Raw genomic sequence first — 25840 nt, forward strand, 5'->3', positions numbered from 1 at the left:
ATCAGATTACGAGAAATGAGAGAAGATCGCAATAGTAAACAAAGATGGAAGGATAAAAAAAGAGCACATCTGAGAAATTCTTCCCAAAAATGTGCTCTTGTTAACACTTATTGATTATTTAAGTAAAGATTTTGCCTGTGTAACCACATTTTCAACAGTAAAACCAAACTCTTCAAATAGTTCGTTTGCAGGTGCAGATTCGCCGAAGCTACGCATACCTACAATCGCACCATCTAAACCAACATACTTGAACCAGTAGTCAGCAATACCTGCTTCGATAGCAACACGAGCTTTCACTGATGTTGGTAATACTGCTTCACGGTAATCTGCATCTTGTTTATCAAATGCATCAGTTGCTGGCATAGAAACAACACGTACTTTACGGCCTTCCGCTGTCAGTTGTTCATAAGCGCTAACCGCTAATTCAACTTCAGAGCCTGTTGCGATAAAGATTAATTCTGGAGTACCAGCGCAATCTTTCAGGATGTAACCACCCTTCTCGATATTTGCCAATTGCTCTGGAGTACGTGGTTGTTGTGCAAGATTTTGACGAGAGAAGATCAGAGCTGTTGGGCCATCTTTACGATCAATTGCATATTTCCATGCAACAGCTGATTCAACTTGGTCACATGGACGCCATGTGCTCACGTTTGGAGTTACACGCAGGCTAGCCATTTGCTCAACAGGTTGGTGAGTTGGACCATCTTCACCCAGACCGATAGAGTCATGAGTATAAACAAAGATACTGCGGATCTTCATCAGTGCAGCCATACGTACAGCATTACGTGCATATTCCATAAACATCAGGAAAGTCGCGCCGTAAGGAACAAAACCGCCGTGTAATGCAATACCGTTCATGATTGCGGACATACCGAATTCACGAACACCGTAATGGATGTAGTTACCCGCTTTGTCTTCGTTCAGTGCTTTAGAACCAGACCACATAGTCAGGTTGCTTGGTGCTAAGTCCGCAGAACCGCCCATGAATTCTGGTAATACTTTACCGAATGCTTCTAATGCATTTTGAGATGCTTTACGGCTTGCAATGCTTGAAGGGTTTTGTTGCAGATTTTCAATAAATGCTTTGGAATCTTTTTCCCAGTTTGCTGGTAATTCACCAGAAACACGACGTTTGAATTCAGCCGCTAATTCAGGGAACTGTGCTGCATATGCAGCAAATTTAGCATCCCATGCAGCTTCTTTTGCTTTACCCGCTTCTTTTGCATCCCACTCTTTATAAATTTCTTGTGGAATTTCGAATGCGCCGTATTCCCAACCTAACGCTTTACGTGTTTCAGCGATTTCTGCATCACCTAATGGAGAGCCGTGAGAATCAGCAGTACCTGCTTTATGAGGAGAACCGAAACCGATAGTGGTTTTACAAATCAACAGTGAAGGTTTGTCAGTGATTTGTTTTGCTGCTTCAACAGCGGCTTTAATGCTTGCTGCATCGTGACCATCAATGCCACTGATTACATGCCAGCCATAAGCGTCGAAACGTTCTGCTGTGTTATCAGTAAACCAACCATGCACTTGACCATCAATAGAGATGCCATTGTCATCATAAAATGCAATCAGTTTACCTAACTGTAATGTTCCCGCTAAAGAACACACTTCGTGAGAGATACCTTCCATCATACAACCATCGCCCATAAAGGCGTAGGTGTAGTGGTCAACGATGTCATGACCAGGACGGTTAAATTGAGCCGCTAATGTACGTTCTGCAATTGCAAAACCCACTGCGTTTGCAATACCTTGACCTAAAGGACCTGTTGTTGTTTCAACACCAGCGGTGTAACCATATTCTGGGTGACCAGGTGTTTTAGAATGCAATTGACGGAAGTTTTTCAGATCATCTAAAGAAAGATCATAACCAGATAGGTGCAGTAAGCTGTAAATCAGCATTGAAGCATGACCATTAGATAAAACGAAACGGTCACGATCAGCCCAGTTAGGGTTAGTTGGGTTATGATTTAAAAAATCACGCCATAATACTTCTGCAATATCAGCCATACCCATAGGGGCGCCAGGGTGTCCTGATTTAGCTTTTTGCACAGCATCCATACTTAAAAAACGGATCGCATTAGCAAGGGTTTTACGAGTGGTCATTTTCTACTCCAAGTCGGATAAAAAGCATCTAGATAGCTGATTCTCTCAATGCGGGCAAAAAACCGCAATATAAAAAATCCACAAAGGTGGCTATCGTAATTAGCATAAAGCAATAATTCTTTGATTTGCACGGCATTTTTTACGATCAAAGCGGAAAATAACATTACACCACCGCATTGTTGCGCAACAAAAAGCAAAAAAGACAATGATTTGCGCAATTGAGAAGCGTGCTATTAAACCTTAGCTTGATATGACTAATCAAGATAAAATTTTATTGCTGAATTATCCATCAAATCAAATAAATACCGTATTTGTTTTAATTATAGCCTAATAACTGACTGAACTTGTTACAAGGACGTAGAATTATAAGAGCTTAAAAAAGATAAAAAGCAGATAATTCACTGATTCAGTAATAAAAATTTTATTTACATCATATATAGCTAAAAGGAAAAATCAGCGTAACGTAAATGTTACTTTTTAATATCAATAGCAAAGAATAAATTTAATTCTATTTGTCCCTGTGAGTGAAAACTCTTTTTAAGCAACTGACGATTAAATCACCACTAATTTCTTTTTATAAAAACCTATCGGAAAATGACCTTGGTAGTAAATCTGAATGATCTTTTCCCAGCTGTCACCATAATTGAAGTATTTTTCAGTAAGATACTGCCTAAATGCGTAACATATCGCATTTCTTGCTGCAATTTTGAAGTTATGTGCATCGTATTGAAATTGACTATCTGGTACAGGGAAAGCTTTTAGACTCTCTATCACAGCTTTACTGACGACTAATCGCATCTCGACCAAATCTTTGGGATATTCTTGTTTTATATAGAAAGGATCATCTTGCGTGGGAGAAGTTGGCAACCATTCGACACTTAAAGAGGATTCAAAACAAGTTTGGATACTTTGAAAATAGATAATTTTCTTATCATCAATGCTTCCCTTTCCCATATTAGAAAAGAAAGGTGTAATGCTGACTTTTTGTTGGATTTCGTTAAAAAAGCTCATGGATAATAGACTCAATTATTTCTACGTTAACTCTGTCTGGTTTCAACAAATTTCATATTGCCAAAAAAAATATAACCTCTTCTTCTATATAAGAATTAAAGGTCATAATTCTGAAAAAACACCTTATTTATTATTCAGATCCATTCCACATTTTAGCTTAACTATTATTATCTTCCACTAACGCTAAAAAATGATCTTGAAGATCACCTTGTATTTCTTCGTTATCATAAATAAGCCGAAAATCTTCATCAATATTATTAACGAAATGAGTACCGTCTAGCATTCCGAATATTGTTGATGCCGTATCTGTCATCACGATTTCCATCATATTAATCACTGACTTTCTTTCTTCTTCTGATAAATTAACAAAAATCTTATTCACTTGAGAGAAAGCACCTTTATGATAACTTTCTGGATCTTGTCTATTTAACCTTTCACTATATTGCTTAAGATTATCTTCAAATAACTCTTTGTATATTTCATTGATAACAAGTTTATCTTTTTTCATTATTTTCCTTTGTATTAAAACCAACGCCCCATAGGTGAATTCTCTCTCAAATTTTTGTCAATCAATTCTGGCGTAATGATATTTTGTTCAATAACAGGAAGCATGATTTCATCTAAAATTTCGCAATCAATATGACAACCGGTATTATGAAATATAAGGTTTAGAGCTTCATTAATTAATTCTTGCTCACCCTGTTCTTTCATTTCAAGAATAAATTGAACAATTGCTTGTTTTATCTCTTTATTTTTACTGTATTCGGCTTGTTCAGTTTCAAATTCTTGATAATAAAAATGCTCGAGCGTTTTAGATAGCATACTTAAACGCAAATAAAATTCCGTGTTCATAAATTAATCCTAAATATCCCTAAGACTATGATTTGATACCGCGCAGGCTGTCTTTCACCAATAGCAAATAAACCAAGCAACTGCATATTTTCTTTTTTTGATTTTTGAATATCACACATTACCGATAAACCATCATAGGTATAGCGCGTTCCTAGATTTAAAGTAAGTCCTTTTACCTTATTTATTACCTGCTGTTTTACCTCTTTATCTAGGCTGTTTAAGTCTCTTAATTGCGTTACGCTAACTGACATATCCTCATCATAATAAGGACATTGAATAAGGTGATTTAGCTGATAAAAATCATCTTCAAAACCATTATAAACTAGCTCTTTTTTCTTTATATTTTTCATCTTATTCAGGTTTTAATTGATGCCAAAATGAAGTTGTTTGAGATGAGGTTAGGTCAATAATTCTATCTGGTGAAATATCAGTTAAAAACAGTGTGGCAACTGCGCGAAAAAAAGCAAAAAAATTCACTGCAATATGTTCAAAACTATCCATAGATGACTCACTTGTCATTGCAAAAACATTCCCAGTTAGAGTATTTAATAAGATGGTATAAGGATCTGACAATGCAATAACAATGATGTTTTCAGGTCGTTTATCACCAATCCACCATTGAGCAAACTCATTGGGGCTATTTAGCATAAGAAGTCTTTCAAGATAATCTTCACCACAGCCAAAACTGATATTAAATAATGAGAAATTATCTAAATTATAGAGAGAGATAAAAGAGGTAAAATCATCAGGAAGAGAGAGTGTTAGCGTCTGTTCTAGCAAACCGAAATCTGTAAGTGGTGTTTTTCTTTTAAAAAGCATTAAATCATTAAAATCCTCTCCTAAAGGAGAAAATTTATCTTCTAGCGCTTTTGTGATTTCATCAAGCGTTAATAGCATGCTCAGCCCAGCCTAAATTAATTTTTAAACCAGCTAATCACCATTATATTCGCCAATATAATGTAAATTATTATAGGTTTGATTATTGCTCTTTTTGATAACAAGTTCAGGATCTTGATACCAAAATATAGCGTTAGCACTTTTAATTCCTAGTTCTTCACATTTAGCTTTAATAAACGATATTTCACTTTCATCAACAGCAGCATCTACCAAAACTTCATCAAGCGTAACATTGTTATCAAAACGAGGGATAACACCAATAAAATCTTCGTCGTACCACACTATCCCCAGATCTTTGCAGAATCCACATACTCTATAATTAGGAGAGTCAATTCCGTCTTCCTCAGAGTAATCTAACTCAAAATAATGCATATACTCTTCTTCAGAAGAAAAATTACTGCCAATCCATAAATGTACTCTATTTTCCATATTGATTACCCTGCGAAATGCCATTGTGCATAGTATTAATATCATTAATAAATTCTAAGATAGTGATATCAAATATTGAAAGCAAGAAATAGTGGCTTAGAAAAATACGGGAAGAGAAAATTGCTGAGGCTGTAAAACGCAAAAACCCCAGCATAAATGCTGGGGTTTGGAATGTTGGCGGAACGGACGGGACTCGAACCCGCGACCCCCTGCGTGACAGGCAGGTATTCTAACCAACTGAACTACCGCTCCGCGTATCCTTTCGGACGAGGTGAATATTACGAATCTCTTGCCTTGTCGTCAACTGTTTTTCTAACAAAAAGATGCATTTGGATAGTTTTTAATCTCAACTAACCATTTCTGCTTTTTTTATATTCAGACTGCCTCATCATTTGATGCCGGACGCCATAAACAATGTCCGCCTTTCTTTTCAACTAGGTCTAATCGAGACTCATGCTCGGCAAGTTCTTCTGCAGTTGCTCTTATTACTCTTAATCCTAAAACGGGGCGTTCAATACGCTGAATATCATTTTGCTCTTGTTCGTTACTTGATTCACCATCCATTGAAAATGCTAGTGCTGTTTGTCCACCGGTCATCGCCAAGTAAACATCAGAAAGTATTTCAGCATCCAATAACGCGCCGTGAAGAGTACGTTTAGAGTTATCTATTAAGTATCTATCACACAAGGCATCAAGGTTATTTCGTTTACCGGGGAATAATGCCCTCGCCATTGCAAGGCTATCGGTAATTTGGCAGAACGTTTCAGTAGGCGGAATATCCCGATTAAGCTTTCTAAACTCATAATCCATAAAGCCGATATCGAACGATGCGTTATGAATGATAAGCTCTGCGCCACGAATATATTCTAAAAATTCATCAGCGATATCAGCAAAAGAAGGACAATCCTCTAAAAACTCATCACTAATACCGTGAACTTCAAACGCTTCGGGATCAACTAATCTTTCAGGCTTAATATAAACATGGAAATTTCGCCCTGTTAATCGACGATTGATAACCTCTACGGCACCAATTTCAATGATATTATGACCTTCATAATGAACGCCCAGCTTATTCATACCGGTGGTTTCGGTATCAAGTACAATTTGTCGTGTGATTGGAGTGCTCATAATCCGTTTTTATGTCAGACTTAGGGTTAGTTTTTCGTATTAATCAAAAAGGATAAGTCGCCTTTATGCACAAGCAGGTAGAAATATTCACCGATGGTTCATGCTTAGGCAACCCAGGCCCCGGTGGTTATGGCGCTATTTTACGCTATCAACAACATGAAAAAACCCTGAGTGAAGGTTTTTTTATGACCACCAACAACCGAATGGAACTTCTTGCCGCTATCGTAGCATTAGAAACATTAAAATTCCCTTGTAAAATTACACTGACAACAGATAGCCAATATGTCAGACAGGGTATTACGCAGTGGATCCACAGCTGGAAAAAGCGCCAGTGGCGTAAAGCAGACAAAAGCCCTGTGCTTAATGTCGATTTATGGAAACGCTTAGATAATGCTATTACTCGTCATGAAATTGAATGGCATTGGGTAAAAGGCCATGCAGGTCATGATGAAAATGAACGTTGTGATGAATTAGCAAGAACGGCGGCTCAATCACCCACACAAGAAGACACTGGCTATATTGAAAGCCAGAAAGATAAAACAGCCAACGAGTAATGTTTTATGGCTCTGAGTGATTGCGTGTAGCCCCTAAAACTCGACCTTTTACACTCATGCGAGGCAATGCAAATTTCAACGCTGTGGGTGTTAAAGGAAGCGTTCTTTTGCGAGCAATAATTAAATTTAAACAGCCACCAGTGTGATAGCGGCTACCATCACGTTTTATTGGTCTTGAAAATGGCATAATCTGAAAGTTCTGTTGTGTCATCACTTCGTAATTTAGCACACTAAGCCAATCAATTTGGCGACGAAGTGAAAACATACGACTTGAATAAGGCTGTTTTTGTCGCAAAAGAGGCGTGCATTTACCCAGTCCTAGTAAACTAGTAGGGTTAAAACTCGTTAATACTATCCAGCCATCATCAATTAAAACACGATCAGCTTCTCTTAATAGCCAATGGGGATCTGCACTATAATCAAGTACATGAGCCATAAGGCAAACATCAACCGATTTATTTTCAAAGGGTAGATAATCTAAAGACGCGATAACATCCGCATTTATTGCATTCGATGTCACATTGACTTGATGTGAAACGATACTTAATTTGGTATCCAGTTCGGCACTGAGTTGACCGAGTTTCAGCAAATGAAAGCCATACATTTTCGGCCACCAGTTTTGTAAACGCAGTTCAATCGCCATGCGATAATATTCCCCCCAAGGAATATCACGCCAAGAATCCGGCATTGTAATTGGTTTTACTGAACGCGCTGCTTTCATCGTTTAACCCTTTATATTTTATAAGTAAGGTAACTTATATGGAGCTTATCAGAATTCCTGCTTTATCCGATAACTACATTTGGCTATTAAGTAATGAAAATAGTGAATGTGTGATTGTAGATCCGTCACAAGCCAAACCTGTTATTGAAATGCTCTCACAACGCTCACTAACACCTATCGCGATTTTATTAACCCATCATCATGACGATCATGTTGGTGGTGTTGCTGAACTTGTAAAAAAATATCCTAACATCGACGTTTTTGGCCCACAAGAAACACAAAGTAAAGGGGCTGAAAATATTATTCATAATCAAGAGCGCATTATTGTTGGCTCTTTTACTTTTAATGTGATTGGCACACCAGGCCATACATTGGGTCATGTTGCTTATTATTGTGAGCCCTATTTATTTTGTGGCGATACACTTTTTTCTGGTGGTTGTGGTCGTTTATTCGAAGGCACCGCACAACAAATGTTCAGTTCATTACAAAGATTGAGTTCTTTACCTGATAACACATTAATTTGTTGTGCTCATGAATACACCCTATCAAATATGACCTTTGCACATCATATCATGCCAGAAAATGCACTTATTACCGATTATTTAGCCCAAGTTAGTGAAATGCGTAAAAATTTACAACCTACTGTGCCAATAACACTGAAAAACGAAAAGAACATTAATCTTTTTTTGAAATCTGACGATATTGATTTGCAAAGGATTTTAGGTATAACCACTAATACTTATGCTCCAATTAAGACATTTACAAAATTAAGAGAATTAAAAGACAACTTTTAATTCCTATTGGTTGTTTTATTTTGGCACACTAAGTATCATTTGGTTCAAAAAACACACAGGATGAATTTTTCTATTATGAAGACAAAAGCGATTTTGTTCTCCATATTGCTACTGGCAGGTTGCCAGCAATCGGAGAACATTAAACCTAATTTGTCTGCGATCACACCAATATCAACGAAAGGGACTTCAACTTCTCACCAACCTCAATATGATGTAAAAACCAATTTATGGGGTTATGTGGTAAGTGAATTGAAAATGGACCTCCCTGAAAATGAAAGGATCTCGCAGCAAGAATTATATTTTTTAAATAATCCCAAACATATACAGAGCGTTGCTGCTCGTGCTGAGCCTTATATGTATTCGATTATTGATGAAATTGAAAAACGTGAATTACCGATGGAGCTTGCACTTGTTCCTGTCGTTGAAAGTGCGTTCAATCCCCATGTTACCTCTTCTGCAAATGCAGCGGGTTTATGGCAATTTGTACCAATAACTGGTAATTACTATGGTTTGGCACAAAACCAATGGTATGACGGTCGTCGTGATGTCATGGCATCAACTAAAGCGGCACTTGATTTGCTAGAGCGCTTGTATGTGATGTTTGATAGTGATTGGGCACTTGCCCTTGCTGCTTATAACGCTGGTGAAGGCCGTGTTATGCAAGCAATAAAGGCAAATGAGAGTCAAAACTTACCAACAGATTATTGGTCGCTTTCTTTACCTAAAGAAACGATGAATTACGTACCGAAAATTCTCGCGTTAAGTAAGGTTATTCGTGAAAACGAACAAGATATTACCTTTCCCAAAAGCAACTATCGCGATAAAGCATTAGCTTCATTTGATGTCGGTGAGCAAATCACGTTAAATAAAGTCGCTGAATTAAGTCAGTTACCTATTAATACCGTGAAAGACTATAATCCCGGCTATAAACGAGGAATAACTGCACCGAATGGCCCTCATGTCATTATGTTGCCTCGCAATAAGCTTGACCAATTCCGTAACGCTTTTGAAGATGAAGCTGTATTAGAAACTATTCGCTTGGCTGTTGCCAAAACGAATCAATCTATTAAGCAAGAAGGCGTTTATAAGGTTCGTTCAGGGGATTCGTTTTACGCTATTGCTCGTCGCTATAATATGAGTATAAAAGACTTACAGCGTATTAATGGGTTAAATGCAAAGAGCACTTTGCTGGTTGGTCAGACATTAAAAATTCATAATGCAGGTAGTGTCAGTAGCACTACAACAACGAAACCAACAAAACCTTCACCAAGCTATTATAAAGTGCGCCAAGGTGATTCTTATTACAGTATTGCCCGTCGCCACGGCATTAACCTAAAGCAGTTAATGAGCTGGAACGCTGACATTAAAATGTTAAAACCGGGTACTCAATTAACACTGTATGTAAAATAGTCTTCTGTACTTTAGTTTCTTTAAAGCCATCAATATATTTAATACCTTAGAGGTGATAAATAGAGATGGCTTTTTTCTTTCTTCTCTATGGGTGATCCCTCCCAAGAAAAACGCATCTTTCCATTCTTTTAATTCTTTTCATTCTTCCCTTTATTCCTTTCCCTCTATTTGAGTTCGTATGATTACGACGCCATCTATTACTCCAAATGATAGGCAATAAAAAAGCGCCTGATATTTAACTATCAAGCGCTTCGTTTTTATCTCTATTTGATTAATTTAGCGTACTAACTTATAGCCAGAAGAACCAAGCAAACAGAGAGATAACTAAGATACACACTAAGTTCAGTACACCACCGACACGTACCATCTCTGTCTGTTTAATATAACCAGAGCCAAAGACAATCGCATTTGGTGGGGTAGCAACAGGTAACATGAACGCACAAGATGCACCGATACCGATAATCATAGTTAACGCCATTACTGGCATACCTAATGCTTGTGCAACTGTTGCAAAGATTGGTACTAATAACGCCGCACTCGCTGTATTACTGGTAAATTCAGTTAATACGATGATGAAGGTTGTTACTGCAAGGATAATCACGAACCAGTGGCTTGCACCGAAGGTTTCTTTCATGAAATCTGCCATTACAAGGCTTGCACCAGAAGACTGTAAAATAGCGCTCAGTGTTAAACCACCACCGAACAGCATTAATACGCCCCACTCTGTGTTTTCTTGGATTTGGCTCCAACTTGCTACACCTGTTACACCGATAACAATCGCTGCACTGACTGCAATGACAGTATCTAAATCTTTTACACCACCAAAAGCACTGCTGATGAAAGAGCTGAAGATCCAACATACTACGGTAACTAAGAAGATAATCATGGTGATAACACGTTTGTTATTCCACTCTAACACTTCTAATTTCAGGTCAAATTTATGTTTTAAGTTAGGGCGTAGCATCAGGTACATCACAATAAACATGATAGGCAATAACACCACCATGATTGGAATACCGTACTTCATCCACGTGATGAAATCTAAGTTCAACTGAGCCGCTGCAATCGCATTTGGTGGGCTACCAACCAGCGTACCTAAACCACCGATACTTGCACTATAAGCAACACCTAATAATACGAATACAAAAGTATTGCGCTCTGAACGAATATCTAAGTTAGATAAAATACCTAACACTAAAGGTAACATCATCGCCGCTGTTGCTGTGTTACTGATCCACATTGAGAGTAATGCGGTAACACCAAATAACAGCAATACAGCAATTGAAAGTTTACCTTTTGCAATCATCAACAAGCGGTTAGCAATTAAGCGATCTAGCCCTTGAATATGAAGCGCTGTCGCTAATGCAAAACCACCGAAGAATAAGAAAATGATGGGATTCGCAAATGACTTTAATGACTCATTGGTATTCATTAGCCCAAGTACAACGGCTAAAATAGGTATAAATAATGCTGTTATCGTAACGTGAATGGCTTCTGTCAGCCATAACACCCCCACAAACACCATTAATGCTAAACCTGCATTGGCCTTTGGATCATAAGGTAAAAATTCTAGCAGAAGCAGTAATAACACCACATCAATAGCTAGAATGATTAACCCTCGTTTGTTTATCGGGCTCGACTTCGCCGATGGGGCTAAATTGGACGCGTCCATGATAATACTCCACATTAGCTGATATGAACATTAGGTTCACTAAGCCATAATTGTTAACGAAATAGGTTATATGTGAAATATAAAAACATTTCTCGTCATTGAAAATGCGCAAAACTAATAATTGGGATCTCATCCACGAGAATTAACCAATTTATTAATAAAAGAGTAATAATTGAACACTATTTCCTCTTACACATCACACTTTTTCAAAGATGTTAAGAATAAATATTCTGTTTTTTCTGAAAAAAAATTAAAAAAAAGAGGAGAACTTAAGGTTCTCCCCTTTCAAATTAATAAGATTTTTTAATCAAAAGTGCAAGATTATGCTTGGCCTTTAACTTCTTTCAGACCGTTGAAAGGTGCTTTGTTACCTAAAGCTTCTTCGATACGGATCAGTTGGTTGTATTTAGCAACACGGTCAGAACGGCTCATAGAACCTGTTTTGATTTGGCCTGCTGCTGTACCAACTGCTAAGTCAGCGATAGTTGCATCTTCAGTTTCACCAGAACGGTGAGAGATTACAGCTGTGTAGCCTGCATCTTTCGCCATTTTGATTGCTGCTAAAGTTTCTGTCAGTGAACCGATTTGGTTGAATTTGATCAGAATTGAGTTAGCGATGCCTTTGTCGATACCTTCTTTCAGGATCTTAGTGTTAGTTACAAACAGGTCGTCACCAACCAGTTGGATTTTGTCACCAAGAACTTTAGTTTGGTATGCGAAACCATCCCAGTCAGATTCGTTTAAACCATCTTCGATAGAAACGATTGGATATTGTTTAGTCAGTTCTTCTAAGTAATGAGTGAACTCTTGTGAAGTGAAGGTTTTGCCTTCGCCTTTCAGTTCGTAGTTACCCGTTTCATTGTTGTAGAACTCAGAAGCTGCACAGTCCATAGCCAGAGTAACGTCTTTACCTAAAACGTAACCTGCTTTCTCAACTGCTTCTTTGATAGCAGCTAATGCAGCAGCGTTAGATTCTAAGTTTGGTGCATAACCACCTTCGTCACCAACTGCAGTGTTCATACCTTTTGCTTTCAGCACTTTTGCTAAGTGATGGAAGATTTCTGAACCCATACGCACAGCTTCTTTCAGAGAAGGTGCGCCAACTGGTTGGATCATGAATTCTTGGATATCAACGTTGTTATCTGCGTGCTCACCACCATTGATGATGTTCATCATTGGCAGAGGCATAGAATATTGACCGTGAGTACCGTTCAGATCAGAAATGTGCTCATACAAAGGCATACCTTTCGCAGCAGCTGCTGCTTTTGCGCTTGCTAAAGAAACCGCTAGGATTGCGTTTGCACCAAAGTTTGATTTGTTTTCAGTACCGTCTAAATCGATCATGATTTTATCGATGTTAGCTTGGTCTTTTGCATCCTGGCCAAGGATCGCTTTAGCGATTGGACCATTAACAGCTGAAACTGCTTTCAGAACACCTTTACCTAAGAAACGTGATTTATCACCATCACGTAATTCTAAAGCTTCGCGAGAACCTGTTGATGCGCCTGATGGAGCAGCCGCCATACCAACAAAACCACCTTCTAAGTGAACTTCTGCTTCAACTGTTGGGTTGCCACGAGAATCAATAATTTCACGACCAAGTACTTTAACGATTTTGGACATTCGGTTTTCCTCTGTACAAGTTAAATTTCCGAGAAGAGATACCCTATCTCTTCTCATATATCCTATTTCAGCAGGCCTTTTTGGTTATCAAAGGCTGCTTTCACAAAGCCTGCAAATAACGGATGGCCGTCACGCGGCGTTGAGGTAAACTCTGGGTGGAACTGACAAGCAACAAACCAAGGATGGTTTGGATTTTCAATAATTTCCACCAGTTTGTTATCTACTGAACGACCTGCAATACGTAAACCCGCATCTTCGATACGTTTTAATAGTAGATTATTTACTTCATAACGGTGACGATGGCGCTCTGTAATGGTGTTTTTGCCATACAGTGTACGAACTAAGCTATCACCACTTAAATGGCAAGGCTGAGCACCAAGGCGCATCGTGCCACCTAAATCACTTTCATCTGAACGCACTTCAATGTTGCCATTTTCATCGCGCCATTCAGTAATTAATGCGATAACTGGATATTTGCAATCTGGTGCAAATTCAGTGGAGTTTGCGCCTTCCATACCAACGACATTACGTGCAAACTCAATCATAGCAACCTGCATACCTAAGCAAATGCCTAAGTAAGGGATTTTATTTTCACGCGCATATTGAGCAGCCATAATCTTGCCCTCAACACCACGTTCACCAAAACCACCTGGTACTAAGATTGCGTCTAACCCTTTAAGCATTTCTACGCCACGGGTTTCAACGTCTTGTGAATCAATTAATTTGATATTTACAGTAACACGGCTTTTGAAACCACCATGTTTTAATGCTTCAATCACTGATTTATAGGCATCTGGTAATTCAACATATTTACCAACCATACCAATGGTGACTTCGCCTTCAGGATTAGCTTCTTCGTAAATAACTTGTTCCCACTCTGCAAGATTTGCAACTGGGCAATCTAAGCTGAATCGTTTACAGATATAATCATCTAATCCCTGTGATTTCAATAGTGCAGGGATTTTATAAATGGAATCGACATCTTTTAATGAAATAACCGCTTTCTCTGGCACATTACAGAACAGTGCAATTTTAGCACGTTCGTTTGCAGGAATAACGCGGTCTGAACGGCAAATCAACGCATCAGGCTGAATACCGATCGACAGTAATTCTTTTACAGAATGCTGAGTTGGCTTGGTTTTCACTTCACCAGAAGCGGCTAAATAAGGCACCAATGTTAAATGCAGGTAGAATGTGTGCTCACGGCCCACTTCTGCAGCCATTTGGCGAATCGCTTCTAAGAATGGTAAAGATTCGATATCACCAACCGTCCCGCCGACTTCAACTAAAACGACATCATGGCCTTCACCGCCACGGATGATGCGTTCTTTGATTTCATTAGTGATATGAGGAATAACTTGAATTGTAGCCCCAAGATAGTCACCACGGCGCTCTTTGCGTAATACTTCAGAGTATACGCGACCTGTCGTGAAGTTATTACGACGAGTCATTTTCGTGCGAATGAAGCGCTCATAGTGTCCTAAGTCGAGATCAGTCTCAGCACCATCGTCAGTGACGAAGACTTCCCCGTGCTGAATTGGGCTCATAGTACCTGGATCGACGTTGATATACGGATCCAACTTCATCATGGTGACATTGAGTCCACGGGCTTCGAGTATAGCCGCCAGAGAGGCTGCGGCAATGCCTTTACCCAGAGAGGATACGACCCCGCCGGTCACAAAAATATAATTCGTTTTCATGCTGAACCTGAAAGTTTAGGTGTATTAGGATGATGGATATAACTGGACGGGAACACAGTATACCCGAACCTTATTTTCGCTACAAACATTCTTAGTAGTATAAAGTTCTTTTTCATCACGCCACTTATCCGTTTAAACACGAAAAAACAGTAAAAATTCAATAAACTAAACCCGTGAAAATATTTCTCAAGCATTTTAGCTTAATCCTTTCAGCTAAGATACCACTTTTAGAAAAGAGATGCTTTATTTTTTTCACGACATTAAGTGTAGCAGGTTTATAGCGAGATCTTTTGCTTATGATCATGCTTTTAATTTTTTTGAGGTTAATCACATTTTTAATGCAATAAAATGTAACTACAATATTTAAAATCACCTAAAAACAAAAAAACGAAATTACCTTTTATAATTTCGCTTTTTAAAATTTTTTATAAAAATAGCTGAAAAAACGAGATGTTACAGGCTATTTTTATCGCATTTTATGTCACGCTAGTGTTAATTTGCGAGTCACTATTCACTCAATCTGTTGTTTCTTTGCTTTCTGCCAACAGATCTCCATCTCTTCCAATGAAGCATTTTCTATGCCTATGCCATCTTCCGAGAGTGTTTTTTCAACAAAGCGAAAGCGTTGTTCAAATTTACGGCATGCTCGATTTAATGCTTGTTCTGGTTTTTGTTTTAAATGCCGAGATAAATTTACAACTGAAAATAGTAAATCACCCAATTCATCTTCAATTTTAGACGCATCTTGAGGCGTTTTTTTCACCTCAGCCATCACTTCATCAATTTCCTCAAACACTTTACCTAAAACAGGTTCAAGTTCATTCCAATCAAATCCAACAGAAGCACATCGTTTCTGAATTTTTTCTGCTTTCATCAAAGCGGGTAATGTGGCGGGAATATCATCTAATAATGAAAATTGTGCTTTTGCCTCACGCTCTTGCGCTTTAAGTTTTTCCCAGCGATGTTTTTCTGTTGATAAATTGTTTTCGCTTTCAGAGGCAAAAATATGAGGATGACGACGTTCTAGCTTATTACTAATGGCGTCACAAACATCATTAAAATCAAATAACTTTTGCTCTTGCGCCATGCGTGAATAAAAAACAACTTGATAAAGTAAGTCGCCTAACTCTTCTTTTAAATCAGTAAAATCTTTACGAGTAATAGCATCTAACACCTCATACGTTTCTTCTAATGTATAAGGTGCAATAGTGTCAAAAGTCTGCACTTTATCCCATTCGCATCCAGTATTAGGATCACGTAGCTGCGCCATAATTTCTAATAAACGAAAAATTTCACGATTTTCTGACATCATATTGCCTTTTAAATAAGAGTGAGCTTTATCCTGTTTAACACATTTTTAGATAAAAAAATGCCGAGAACAGTTGTCTCGGCATCTTATCATTTTAATGTTTTAGTGAGAAAAGCGTTTCGCCTCTATCACATCAGGCAACTGATTAAGTTTTGCCAAAATACGACCTAATACTTGGAGATTATAAATCTCAATATTCATGTCGATTGTCGCAATTTGTTGCTTCACATCACTACGGCTACTGACGCCTAGTACATTCACTTTTTCATTCGCTAAAATAGTGGTGATATCACGTAATAATCCACTACGATCATTGGCAACAACACGAACGACTAATGAATAACCGCTAGAATAATTCTCTCCCCATACCGCATCAACGATACGTTCTGGTGCATGAGAAAGCAGTTCAGCAAGTTGCTCACAGTCTGCTCGGTGAATCGAAATACCACGACCTTTAGTAATAAAGCCGACAATATTGTCACCCGGAATAGGTTGGCAACAACGTGCGATATGATGCATTAAGTTACCCACACCTTCGACAACAATGCTTCCACCTGATCCTGTGGCTCTAGGTGCTGGCGTTTTGTTTTCAAGTGTCCGCAGAGCTTCTTTATCTTCATCTTCCGCAGTGGCTTTATTTAATTTACTTTGAATAAAGTTCACTAACTGGTTAATTCTGATATCACCGACACCAATACCAGCTAATACTTCATCAACACTATGCACGTTATAACGCGCAATCAGCAGTTTTTCTGCTTCTTTCATGTTGATATCCATATGCGCCAATTCGTTATCTAAAATCTGGCGTCCAGCAAGAATATTTTTATCGCGATCTTGCTTACGGAACCAATTATGAATTTTCGCACGCCCACGACTTGTGGTGACATAGCCTAAGTTAGGATTTAACCAATCACGACTTGGATTAGGGTGTTTTTGCGTGATAACTTCAATTTGATCGCCCATCTGTAATTGATAGCTAAACGGTACAATACGCCCGCCAATTTTCGCCCCAATACAGCGATGTCCCACATCACTATGAATATGATAAGCAAAATCAAGTGGTGTTGATCCCGCAGGTAAATCAACTACATCACCTTTTGGTGTAAAGACGTAAACCCTATCATCAAAAACTTGGCTCCGGACTTCATCCAACATTTCGCCAGAATCTGCCATCTCCTCTTGCCATGCAATCAGTTTACGTAACCATGCAATACGGTTTTCATAACTGCCTGTACCGCCTTTCGTTGCAGCGCCCGTTGCACCTTCTTTATATTTCCAGTGCGCAGCCACACCCAATTCGGCATCTTCATGCATTTGGCGAGTACGAATTTGAATCTCAACTGTTTTGCCTTCAGGTCCTAACACAACAGTATGAATAGATTGATAGCCATTAGGTTTTGGATTTGCGACATAATCATCGAATTCATCAGGTAGATGACGGAAATGCGTATGCACAATCCCTAATGCCGCATAGCAGTCTTGAAGGCGTTCAACGACGATACGTACCGCTCTCACATCAAATAACTCATCGAATGCGAGATTCTTTTTCTTCATTTTGCGCCAAATGCTATAGATGTGTTTGGGACGTCCATAGATATCTACATCGACATTCTCTTCTTTCATATAACCACGTACTGTACTGACAAAATTATCAATATACTGTTCGCGATCGATACGACGCTCATGAAGTAAGCTTGCTATTTTTTTGTATTCATCAGGATGAAGATAACGGAAACAAAAATCTTCTAATTCCCATTTTAATTGACCAATACCCAATCGGTTGGCTAATGGTGCATAAATATTAAAACACTCTTTAGCAGCCAGTACGCGCTCATCTTCTGTGGCATCTTTCACTTCACGTAAATGGGCAATACGTTCTGAAAGTTTAATGACCACACAACGGAAATCTTCCACCATAGATAACAGCATACGGCGCACGTTATCTACCTGAACCGAACTTGTTTCATTAGTGTGTGTCGCTTTTAATTGGCGTATGGCATCCATCTCCATAACACCACGCACTAAGCTCCAAATAGCATCACCAAAGTGTTCAGTAATAATTTCCTGATCAATAAGATTTTCTTCAGCAAGTGGGAAAAGAAGCGCTGCCCTCATGCTGTCTTTATCCATGCTTAGTGTCGAAAGAAGCTCAACCATTTCAACACCACGCCACAATAACAGTTCGGCATCTTCACGCCCTTGAACAGTACGATGGCAGTATTCCCAGGTTTGCATGATTTCACTACCCGCATTGACATGGGTTAAGTTCAAGCTATTGACCCATTTATCAACAGCAAACTCTCCTGCAGGTGTTAAGTGAGCACTTCTTACTGCAACCATATTCTCTCCCTACACGGTATAAATCTTATTTGCGACTTATTTACTGGCTAACTGTTTATTTTCGACTAAACAGTGCCATTGATTCCAGATGACCCGTTTGTGGAAACATATCCAACATTTTTAAACCGGTTAGCTGATATCCAGAATCTAATAATATCTTACTATCTCTGGCTAACGTGGTCGGATTACAGGAGACATACACGATTTTTTCTGCGGATAACTTCACAATATGTGACATTACCTCCAAAGCGCCAGCTCTCGCGGGATCTAACAACACTTTGTTAAACCCTTCTTTCGACCACGACATCGCAGAAAAATCAGCCGATAAATCTGCATGCCAAAAATACGCATTACCTAGTTGGTTTAGTTCTGCATTCTTTTTCGCCATTTCAACTAGCGCAGGTACACCTTCGATACCCACTACTTCACTGACATGTTTTGCGATAGGTAAAGTGAAGTTACCCATACCACAAAACAGATCTAACACGCGATCTTCTGGCGATAAATCAAGCCATTCAATAGCTTGAGCAACCATCTTAGGATTTATTTCATCGTTTACTTGAATAAAATCAGTAGGTGCAAAACGTAAATTTAGACCTTCTATTTGATAGAAGGGTTCCTTCTCAATTGAAGTTAATCGTGCTATCTCGCTATTATCACCTGCAAGATACATCGTAACTTGATGAGTTTGAGAGAAATCACGCAAACTCTGTTTATCACTCTCTGACAATAGTGATAAATGACGTAAAATCACCAACGGCCCATTATCAGCGAGCACCATTTCAACATGCCCTAAATCACGTACTGATGTTAATTGTTTAAGACATGTCCAAAGAGGAGACAATAAATCATTTAACTGAGGTTTTAATACTGGGCATTTTTTTATCATGACCAAATCATTAGAGCGTTCTTGGCGAAAGCCCATTACCAACCCCTTTTCAGGCTGATAACGCAAACCCAATCTTGCTCTACGACGATAACCATATTCAGTCCCAGCAATAACAGGCTCCGCTGAAATTACCACACCCGTTTCACGTTTAATAAGATGTGATAACACACTTGCTTTTGTTGTACGTTGTAGCGCAATCGGCACATGTTGCTGCTGACAACCACCACAACGCTCATAATATTCACAATGAGGCGTTATACGCTGTCCACTGGTAGTTAAACGCTTAATAACCTCGCCTTTAGCAAACTGGCGCTTTTCTTCTGTTAAACGAATACGAGCAGTTTCTTGTGGGAGTAATCCTTTTACAAAAATCGTTTTGCCCTCAGCATGAGCAATACCTTGACCATTTGCATCCAATGCACTGGCGGTCACTTCCAGAGTTGTCGCCTGTTTTTTCGCAGGACGTTTTTTAGGGGAATAAAACTGCACCATAGTATTAAATTAAGTATCAATGACGGATTAACAGTGAAATGACATCGTTTTAGAATACGCTGTATGTTTTTCAGCGTTACATGAATGACTATGCATTTCAGAAGAAAACATGGGGAGAGTATAACATCGAACAAGTTATTTACTTAACTGATATAAGCAATATTTTTGTTAAATTGAGAAAACTTTTAATGATAACAACCTAAGACACTCGTTTTATGGATTTTATATTGTTCTATAACTAACAAATATTATATATAACTTTTATATTGAATATATTTACAATTAATAACATCTATTTTCTGTTATTTTAATAAATCTTTATTATCTCTAAGAAAAGTCTAAAAATTATCACCAATCAATTAGATAGCATTTTTCTTAATGATTACAAATTAATCACAAACCATTAATTTTCTATATTCTTCATAAGCATAATGATCAGTCATTCCACTGATATAATCTTGAATTAATCTGGTACGATAATAAAACTCTAAAATTTTTCCTCTTTCAGTATTTATATCATTTAGCTTTTCTAACATTTCGTTATAAGCCAGTTTATGTTTAACAGAAAGCTTATGATATAACCGCGTCTCAATGACATATTTAGGATGTTCGTTATATTTATGCAATTTTAAAAAATCTTCAGTTGATAATAAAAGCAAGGGCTTATAGATATCGAGTAATCCACTGATCACGCGATACCCTTTCATTTCAAGCTCTTCAACTTCAGGATGGCTAAACACCCATTTTTTAGCGACACTTTTTAAGGTTGTTAATAAACGATGCTCAGCACTATTCCCTTCCAATAATGCATGGTTAAAACTTCCTTCATAAACTTGAGGAAGATTTTTTATAAATCGATGTGCCGTATAAGGGACTAATTTCCCTGTAATATAAACTCGTAAATACATAAAGAATTGATCTTGCATACTGCGTTTGGCTTCATTTTGATCGACTTTTTTATAAGCACGATTCACAGTAATATCGAATAGATCACCTTCGGTCACATCACCATTTTCACGCCACGCATCTCGTAAAAGCTGAACAAGGCGGTTGATATCAAAAATCCCCTTTTCTACTGCATCATCTAAATCTGCAATGCAATACGAAATGTCGTCAGCAGCTTCCATAATATATGTGAGAGGAAAGCGACAGAACTCACCCATATTTAGTTTTTCTTGTACTTCTTTTACGAATGCTAATTCAGACCAGTAATACCCCGGTTTCTTCATTAAATAGCTATATTCTTTAGGGACTTCACCTTGCCAATAAGCAGGACGGGTATATTTTAATACACAGCCAATTTGAGCATAGGTTAAATTCAATTTAAGAAGATGATGCGCCATTCGAATAGCTTGAGCATTACCCTCAAATTGACATAAATCTTGGCGTAAAGTTTGTCGCAATTCATTTAATTGCACTTTAGCTGAATACTGCATAGGGATAAACGGACAACTATCAAATTCGGCTGTCGCCTCTGGTGATAATACTTTTTGAAACCAATGCTTAATCGCAGCCTCACCAAAATGACCAAAAGGTGGATTACCAATATCGTGCATTAAGCACGCCATCTCAATTAAACTTTCAAGGCTATCGATGCGATCAATTAAGCCATACACTTCAAGCTTATTTTGTTTTTTTAATTCACCGATAATTTGTTTAGCGATATAACGACCAATTTGCTGAACTTCAAGAGAATGAGTAAGACGGCTACGTACTGCGGAATTTTGCTCTAAAGGAAAGACTTGTGTTTTCTGTTGTAAACGTCGAATGGCTGCTGAGTTAATAATACGGCCACGATCACTTTCAAATTGACGAGAAACCTGTATTTCATCGTTAATATCGATATCACTGCTGTTATATTTGCGTTGATAATTTAACTTCAGCTTAAAATCGATCATTTCTGTCCTCTTTCTGGTTTCGATGAAACGAATTCTCTATTCTTTGTGTTATATCGTGTTTTTCCGATAGATGTTAAACTCTATTTAAATTTCTATTTATTATTAACCTACAAGTGAGTATGACACAATGAGAGTTGGCGTAATAGGTGCAATGGAGCAAGAAGTCACACTTCTGCGTGAGAAAATTGAAGATTGCCAAATCTTATCTCGTGGCGGTTGTGAAATTTATACAGGCACAATCAACGGTGTTGATGTTGCATTATTAAAATCAGGTATTGGTAAAGTTGCGGCTGCGATTGGTACAACCTTATTGCTTGAGCATTTTCGCCCTGATGTCGTTATCAATACTGGCTCTGCGGGTGGTTTAGACTCGAGATTAAATGTCGGTGATATCGTTGTTTCAACAGAAGTTCGCTATCACGATGCAGATGTGACTGCGTTTGGTTATGAACCAGGTCAAATGGCGCAATGCCCACCTGCTTTTATTGCAGATCCTAAACTTGTTAGCATCGCAGAAGAGTGTATTGAATCGCTAAAATTAAATGCTGTTCGTGGTTTAATTTGTAGTGGTGATGCATTTATTAATGGTGCAGAGCCTTTAGCGCGTATTCGTCGTACATTCCCAGATGTTGCTGCCGTAGAAATGGAATCCACCGCGATTGGTCATGTTTGCCATCAATTCAACACACCATTTGTTGTGGTTCGTGCTATTTCTGATGTGGCTGATAAAGAATCGCATTTAAGCTTTGATGAGTTTTTATCTGTTGCTGCAGAACAATCGAGCTTAATGGTGACAGCGATGTTGGATAAATTAAAAGACTAATTAAGTCGAGATAATCCTAATATCGTTTTATCAATACCCCACCTTTATTTTTTGTTTATTCTAAGATAAAAAATAGGTGGGTATTTTTTATTATCGGAAAAGTAATGCGTTTATTTATCAATCTTGGATTATTACTCTGTTCATTATTTGGGCTAAGCTTTGCCATTGCTATCACACCTGCTGATCGTGTTATTACATTATCGCCATCAGCCACTGAAATGGCTTACGCCGCAGGTATGGGGGATAATATTGTCGGAGTTAGTGCTTACTCCGATTATCCAGAGGCTGCCAAAAGTATTGAACAAGTCGCTAATTGGCAGGGTATTAATATCGAACGCATTCTATTATTAAAACCTAATTTAGTGATTGCATGGCAAGGCGGTAATCCACAACGCCCATTAGATCAGTTAAAAGCTTTGGGTATTCCTATCATTTATTCTGATCCACAAAGTATTGAAGAAATCGCAGACGATCTCGTTACTCTTTCCAGTTATAGCCATCATTCTGATATTGCAATAAAAAATGCACAAAAATTACGCCAGCAATATCAAGTGTTACAACAGCAATATGCATCAACTATATCGAATCACTCCAAGAAAAAAGTATTTATTCAATTTGGGATGCAGCCGTTATTTACTACATCAAACAGCACATTACAAAGCCATATCACTGAACTTTGTGGCGGTGAAAATATCTTCGCTAATAGCCCTGTGGCATGGCCTCAAGTAAGTCGTGAGCAAGTACTTACAAAGCAACCTGATTTAATTATATTTAGTGGTAAAGCAGATCAAATACCTACAGTACGAGCATTTTGGCAACCTCAGCTTACTGTACCGGTTATTGCTATTGATGAAGACAGTTTTAGCCGACCTGCACCGCGCATTATTAATGCAGCACAGCAAATTTGTGAAGCAATAGCAACGAACCATTAGCAAAATAATTAATTACTCAATAGCCACTAATACACAACCCTTTAAACAACCACATTGCACTTTATGCCCTTCTAATGCGACGGGAATTAAACAGGCAATTTCATATATTTGCTTTGCTAATAAAGAACCGCTTAATACGGTTCCTTTAGTATTGGTAGTATCATTTTTTTAAATAATTTTTCGTCCTTGGATTGTGCTACGCATGTTTATATATCCTTTTATAAACTATAAACAGTAAACTTAGCTAAAAAATCTAAATAGAATGCTTAATTGCTTCCGATAATTTATCTTCGATTTCTTTACAAGGTGGCAACTCTTTATCAACCAGAACAACTTGTTGTTCTATTTGTTTATCAAGATCTTTGGGAATAGGCGCTTCTCTAAAAATAGAATATTTTTTTCTTGTGTACTTGCCTTCAATCAAAGGTGCTAATCCATAAAATAAATATTTGGTAATATATCCTAATCCCCATGCTTTATCATTACTACTTCCTCCTCCTAAAAAACTAAACATCGTTAAGTTTGGATAATATTTATGTTCTATCAACTTATTATTTTCATCAACTCGATATAAAATAAATGCTAATGTTGGTTTCATATCTGAAAAATTAATTTGAGAATATTTAGCAACATAAACATTCATTTTCATATCCCAAGTATAAAATAATTGTTTTTCTCGATCACATATTAGATAAGGTCGATTTCTTGCAATAAATCCAAAATAGATCATTGGTAATGAACATAATAGAGGGGCTAAAGATAAGAATAATTCAAGAGCAATACTTTTTTTGTATAGAAAGTCATTGTTATAGTAATTATAATGCCAAAAATCAAAAAAAGAGAGGTGGCCATTTTTTATATAAATATCTTCATAAGACTCTTTTATTTCTCTTTTTTTTGAAATAAAAAACTGCTCGCTTATTAAACTTCTTTTATATTCTAAACTATTTAGAAATCTTTTTTCAGTTTGCTTCCAAGGTTCAATATAAATTGTTTTAACGCCATAGCTGAAAGCCCAAAGTAAACCGATAACAAAAGGGATCGCTAACATAGTCCTGCCATTAGAAAAAGCATGGCGTATGACTAATCGTAAATTATCTATTTTTTCCACAAAATCAAGCGCACCAGCTTGATATTGAGTCATTTTTGATGTTTCTGTTTGTAATAGTGATTCACAGTGATCACTGAGTTTGTGTTTTTGTTCCATCGTGGATATCAATCTATATTAATCATCAATAAAGAACCGCTTAATACGGTTCCTTTAGTATTGGTAGTATCATTTTTTAAAATGATTTTTCGTCCTTGGATTGTGCTACGCATTTTTGACTTTCTTTTTATCGATTTCGGCTAAAATGCAGCTTACTTGTTGCTCAAAATCAGTAGGGAGTGGGTTTTTATTAAACCAAACAAGCGGTTTTCTTCGACTATAATTAGTCTGGCTAATTGCATCTCGACCTTCTTTCATAAACGTATTAATAAAAGTCACAAAATGCTTATTTTCAGCCGTTCTACTCACTAAAAGACCTGTTGAGTATGAAATATTGGGTTTAAAATAGCCTTCTATTAATTTTCCTGTTTTTTTATCAAGACAATAAAGTTTTAAGAACATTAATGTACCTGCATAACCAAATTCAGCATCACAATAACGTGTCACTAATAACTGTCTGGAATTCCAGACATAAAGAATTTGCCGCTTTCTATCTACTTTTAATACCACCCAAGGCATATAAAAAATAATTAGCCCCATTAATATCATTCCAATTAATGGCATAGAAAATAATGCGATATCTTGATAGATGGCATTTTTAGTTCCTTGATAAAAGTTGCCAGAATAATACGCTTTTAAGTAATCCCAATAATTAATTTTCTGGTTAAAATATGGCTTGTATTTATTAAATACAATTACCCAATCTTCACTTAATTCTAAGTTATTCTTATTATATTTATTCTCAACCAAAATAACATCATCAATAAACCCCCTCTTCCCATAATAAATTTTTTCATATTTATCATGTAATAAATAAATAAAACTAAAAAAAAGCACAATAAAAATAGGAATAGCCATATTCTTGATAATATTTCTATTAGGAGAATCAATTTCACATTTATCTTCAGTTAACTCATTTAAAAAATCAAAGTCTTTTAACTTAACACTTGAGTTATAATTATCATTATCTGCCTTAAAAAGATTCATTTCTATTTTATGAGGATGATTTGTACCAATAAATAAACTTGCCATTATCTTTCCATAAAAATG

At 37.4% G+C, this 25840-nt stretch carries 23 protein-coding genes, 1 tRNA gene and 1 pseudogene; 5 read left to right on the top strand and 20 right to left on the bottom strand.

Annotation, left to right across the window (positions count from 1 at the left end):
* Window positions 1-114: 114 nt before the first annotated feature.
* From tkt to dnaQ, 9 genes are all read right to left on the bottom strand, one after another.
* Window positions 115-2109: a transketolase gene (tkt, locus tag ABN236_RS04555; RefSeq protein WP_088493573.1), complete on the bottom strand. Its 1995-nt coding sequence runs from the start codon at window positions 2107-2109 to the stop codon at window positions 115-117.
* 552 nt (window positions 2110-2661) lie between these two features.
* Window positions 2662-3120: a hypothetical protein gene (locus ABN236_RS04560; RefSeq protein ID WP_349473472.1), complete on the bottom strand. Its 459-nt coding sequence runs from the start codon at window positions 3118-3120 to the stop codon at window positions 2662-2664.
* A 157-nt stretch (window positions 3121-3277) separates the two neighbouring features.
* Window positions 3278-3628, bottom strand: coding sequence for a hypothetical protein (locus ABN236_RS04565; RefSeq protein WP_088493577.1), 351 nt, complete (start codon window positions 3626-3628; stop codon window positions 3278-3280).
* Between the two features lie 14 nt (window positions 3629-3642).
* Complete coding sequence (locus ABN236_RS04570) at window positions 3643-3972, bottom strand: hypothetical protein (RefSeq protein WP_349473473.1); 330 nt, start codon at window positions 3970-3972, stop codon at window positions 3643-3645.
* Entirely contained in the window at window positions 3969-4322 is a 354-nt protein-coding gene (locus ABN236_RS04575) for a hypothetical protein (RefSeq protein WP_349473474.1), read from the bottom strand. Before ABN236_RS04575 ends, ABN236_RS04570 begins: the two co-directional genes overlap by 4 nt.
* 1 nt (window position 4323) lies before the next feature.
* The gene (locus ABN236_RS04580; RefSeq protein WP_349473475.1) at window positions 4324-4869 is read right to left on the bottom strand and encodes a nuclease; all 546 of its coding nucleotides are present in this window, start codon (window positions 4867-4869) and stop codon (window positions 4324-4326) included.
* A 33-nt stretch (window positions 4870-4902) separates the two neighbouring features.
* Window positions 4903-5298 carry an immunity 22 family protein gene (locus ABN236_RS04585; RefSeq protein WP_349473476.1) on the bottom strand — a complete coding sequence of 132 codons (396 nt, stop codon included), beginning with the start codon at window positions 5296-5298 and terminating at the stop codon, window positions 4903-4905.
* A gap of 175 nt (window positions 5299-5473) precedes the next feature.
* Window positions 5474-5550: transfer RNA gene (locus ABN236_RS04590), tRNA-Asp, on the bottom strand.
* 123 nt (window positions 5551-5673) lie between these two features.
* Window positions 5674-6426 (bottom strand): DNA polymerase III subunit epsilon, encoded by a 753-nt coding sequence (gene dnaQ, locus ABN236_RS04595; protein ID WP_349473477.1) that lies wholly within the window; start codon window positions 6424-6426, stop codon window positions 5674-5676.
* 65 nt (window positions 6427-6491) lie between these two features.
* Between dnaQ and rnhA the strand changes: the two genes are divergently transcribed.
* Entirely contained in the window at window positions 6492-6980 is a 489-nt protein-coding gene (gene rnhA / locus ABN236_RS04600) for a ribonuclease HI (RefSeq protein WP_311755381.1), read from the top strand.
* Between the two features lie 4 nt (window positions 6981-6984).
* Here the strand turns inward: rnhA and ABN236_RS04605 are convergent, their stop codons facing one another.
* On the bottom strand, window positions 6985-7701 hold the full coding sequence (locus ABN236_RS04605; RefSeq protein ID WP_349473478.1) for a methyltransferase domain-containing protein: 717 nt from the start codon (window positions 7699-7701) through the stop codon (window positions 6985-6987).
* Between the two features lie 38 nt (window positions 7702-7739).
* On the opposite strand from ABN236_RS04605, the gene gloB reads away from it, so the two are divergent.
* Complete coding sequence (gloB, locus tag ABN236_RS04610) at window positions 7740-8495, top strand: hydroxyacylglutathione hydrolase (RefSeq protein ID WP_088493584.1); 756 nt, start codon at window positions 7740-7742, stop codon at window positions 8493-8495.
* 75 nt (window positions 8496-8570) lie between these two features.
* Entirely contained in the window at window positions 8571-9905 is a 1335-nt protein-coding gene (gene mltD, locus ABN236_RS04615) for a murein transglycosylase D (RefSeq protein ID WP_349473479.1), read from the top strand.
* 289 nt (window positions 9906-10194) lie between these two features.
* Here the strand turns inward: mltD and ABN236_RS04620 are convergent, their stop codons facing one another.
* From ABN236_RS04620 to dgt, 7 genes are all read right to left on the bottom strand, one after another.
* Window positions 10195-11577, bottom strand: coding sequence for an SLC13 family permease (locus ABN236_RS04620; protein WP_088493586.1), 1383 nt, complete (start codon window positions 11575-11577; stop codon window positions 10195-10197).
* A 321-nt stretch (window positions 11578-11898) separates the two neighbouring features.
* Window positions 11899-13200, bottom strand: a complete 1302-nt coding sequence (gene eno / locus ABN236_RS04625) for a phosphopyruvate hydratase (RefSeq protein ID WP_349473480.1) — start codon at window positions 13198-13200, stop codon at window positions 11899-11901.
* Window positions 13201-13262: 62 nt separating this feature from the next.
* A complete protein-coding gene (gene pyrG, locus ABN236_RS04630) occupies window positions 13263-14900 on the bottom strand; it encodes a glutamine hydrolyzing CTP synthase (RefSeq protein ID WP_075673391.1) in 1638 nt (545 codons plus the stop codon).
* 511 nt (window positions 14901-15411) lie between these two features.
* On the bottom strand, window positions 15412-16209 hold the full coding sequence (mazG, locus tag ABN236_RS04635) for a nucleoside triphosphate pyrophosphohydrolase (protein ID WP_109393323.1): 798 nt from the start codon (window positions 16207-16209) through the stop codon (window positions 15412-15414).
* A 102-nt stretch (window positions 16210-16311) separates the two neighbouring features.
* Entirely contained in the window at window positions 16312-18549 is a 2238-nt protein-coding gene (gene relA / locus ABN236_RS04640; protein ID WP_088493589.1) for a GTP diphosphokinase, read from the bottom strand.
* 55 nt (window positions 18550-18604) lie between these two features.
* Window positions 18605-19930 (bottom strand): 23S rRNA (uracil(1939)-C(5))-methyltransferase RlmD, encoded by a 1326-nt coding sequence (gene rlmD, locus ABN236_RS04645; protein ID WP_349473481.1) that lies wholly within the window; start codon window positions 19928-19930, stop codon window positions 18605-18607.
* Window positions 19931-20319: 389 nt separating this feature from the next.
* Window positions 20320-21828: a dGTPase gene (dgt, locus tag ABN236_RS04650; protein ID WP_088493591.1), complete on the bottom strand. Its 1509-nt coding sequence runs from the start codon at window positions 21826-21828 to the stop codon at window positions 20320-20322.
* Window positions 21829-21955: 127 nt separating this feature from the next.
* On the opposite strand from dgt, the gene mtnN reads away from it, so the two are divergent.
* Together mtnN and btuF are read left to right on the top strand one after the other, a co-directional pair.
* Entirely contained in the window at window positions 21956-22651 is a 696-nt protein-coding gene (mtnN, locus tag ABN236_RS04655) for a 5'-methylthioadenosine/S-adenosylhomocysteine nucleosidase (RefSeq protein ID WP_270754192.1), read from the top strand.
* Between the two features lie 104 nt (window positions 22652-22755).
* Complete coding sequence (gene btuF, locus ABN236_RS04660; protein ID WP_349473482.1) at window positions 22756-23583, top strand: vitamin B12 ABC transporter substrate-binding protein BtuF; 828 nt, start codon at window positions 22756-22758, stop codon at window positions 23581-23583.
* A 12-nt stretch (window positions 23584-23595) separates the two neighbouring features.
* On the opposite strand, the pseudogene ABN236_RS04665 reads toward btuF, so the two are convergent.
* From ABN236_RS04665 to ABN236_RS04675, 3 genes and pseudogenes are all read right to left on the bottom strand, one after another.
* A pseudogene (locus ABN236_RS04665) lies at window positions 23596-23787 on the bottom strand (PAAR domain-containing protein).
* Window positions 23788-23836: 49 nt separating this feature from the next.
* Window positions 23837-24790, bottom strand: coding sequence for a hypothetical protein (locus ABN236_RS04670; protein WP_349473483.1), 954 nt, complete (start codon window positions 24788-24790; stop codon window positions 23837-23839).
* A 105-nt stretch (window positions 24791-24895) separates the two neighbouring features.
* Window positions 24896-25822, bottom strand: coding sequence for a hypothetical protein (locus tag ABN236_RS04675; RefSeq protein WP_349473484.1), 927 nt, complete (start codon window positions 25820-25822; stop codon window positions 24896-24898).
* Window positions 25823-25840 lie beyond the last annotated feature (18 nt).

This window comes from Proteus sp. fly-1013 (assembly GCF_040140245.1).
Classification (GTDB): domain Bacteria; phylum Pseudomonadota; class Gammaproteobacteria; order Enterobacterales; family Enterobacteriaceae; genus Proteus; species Proteus mirabilis_B.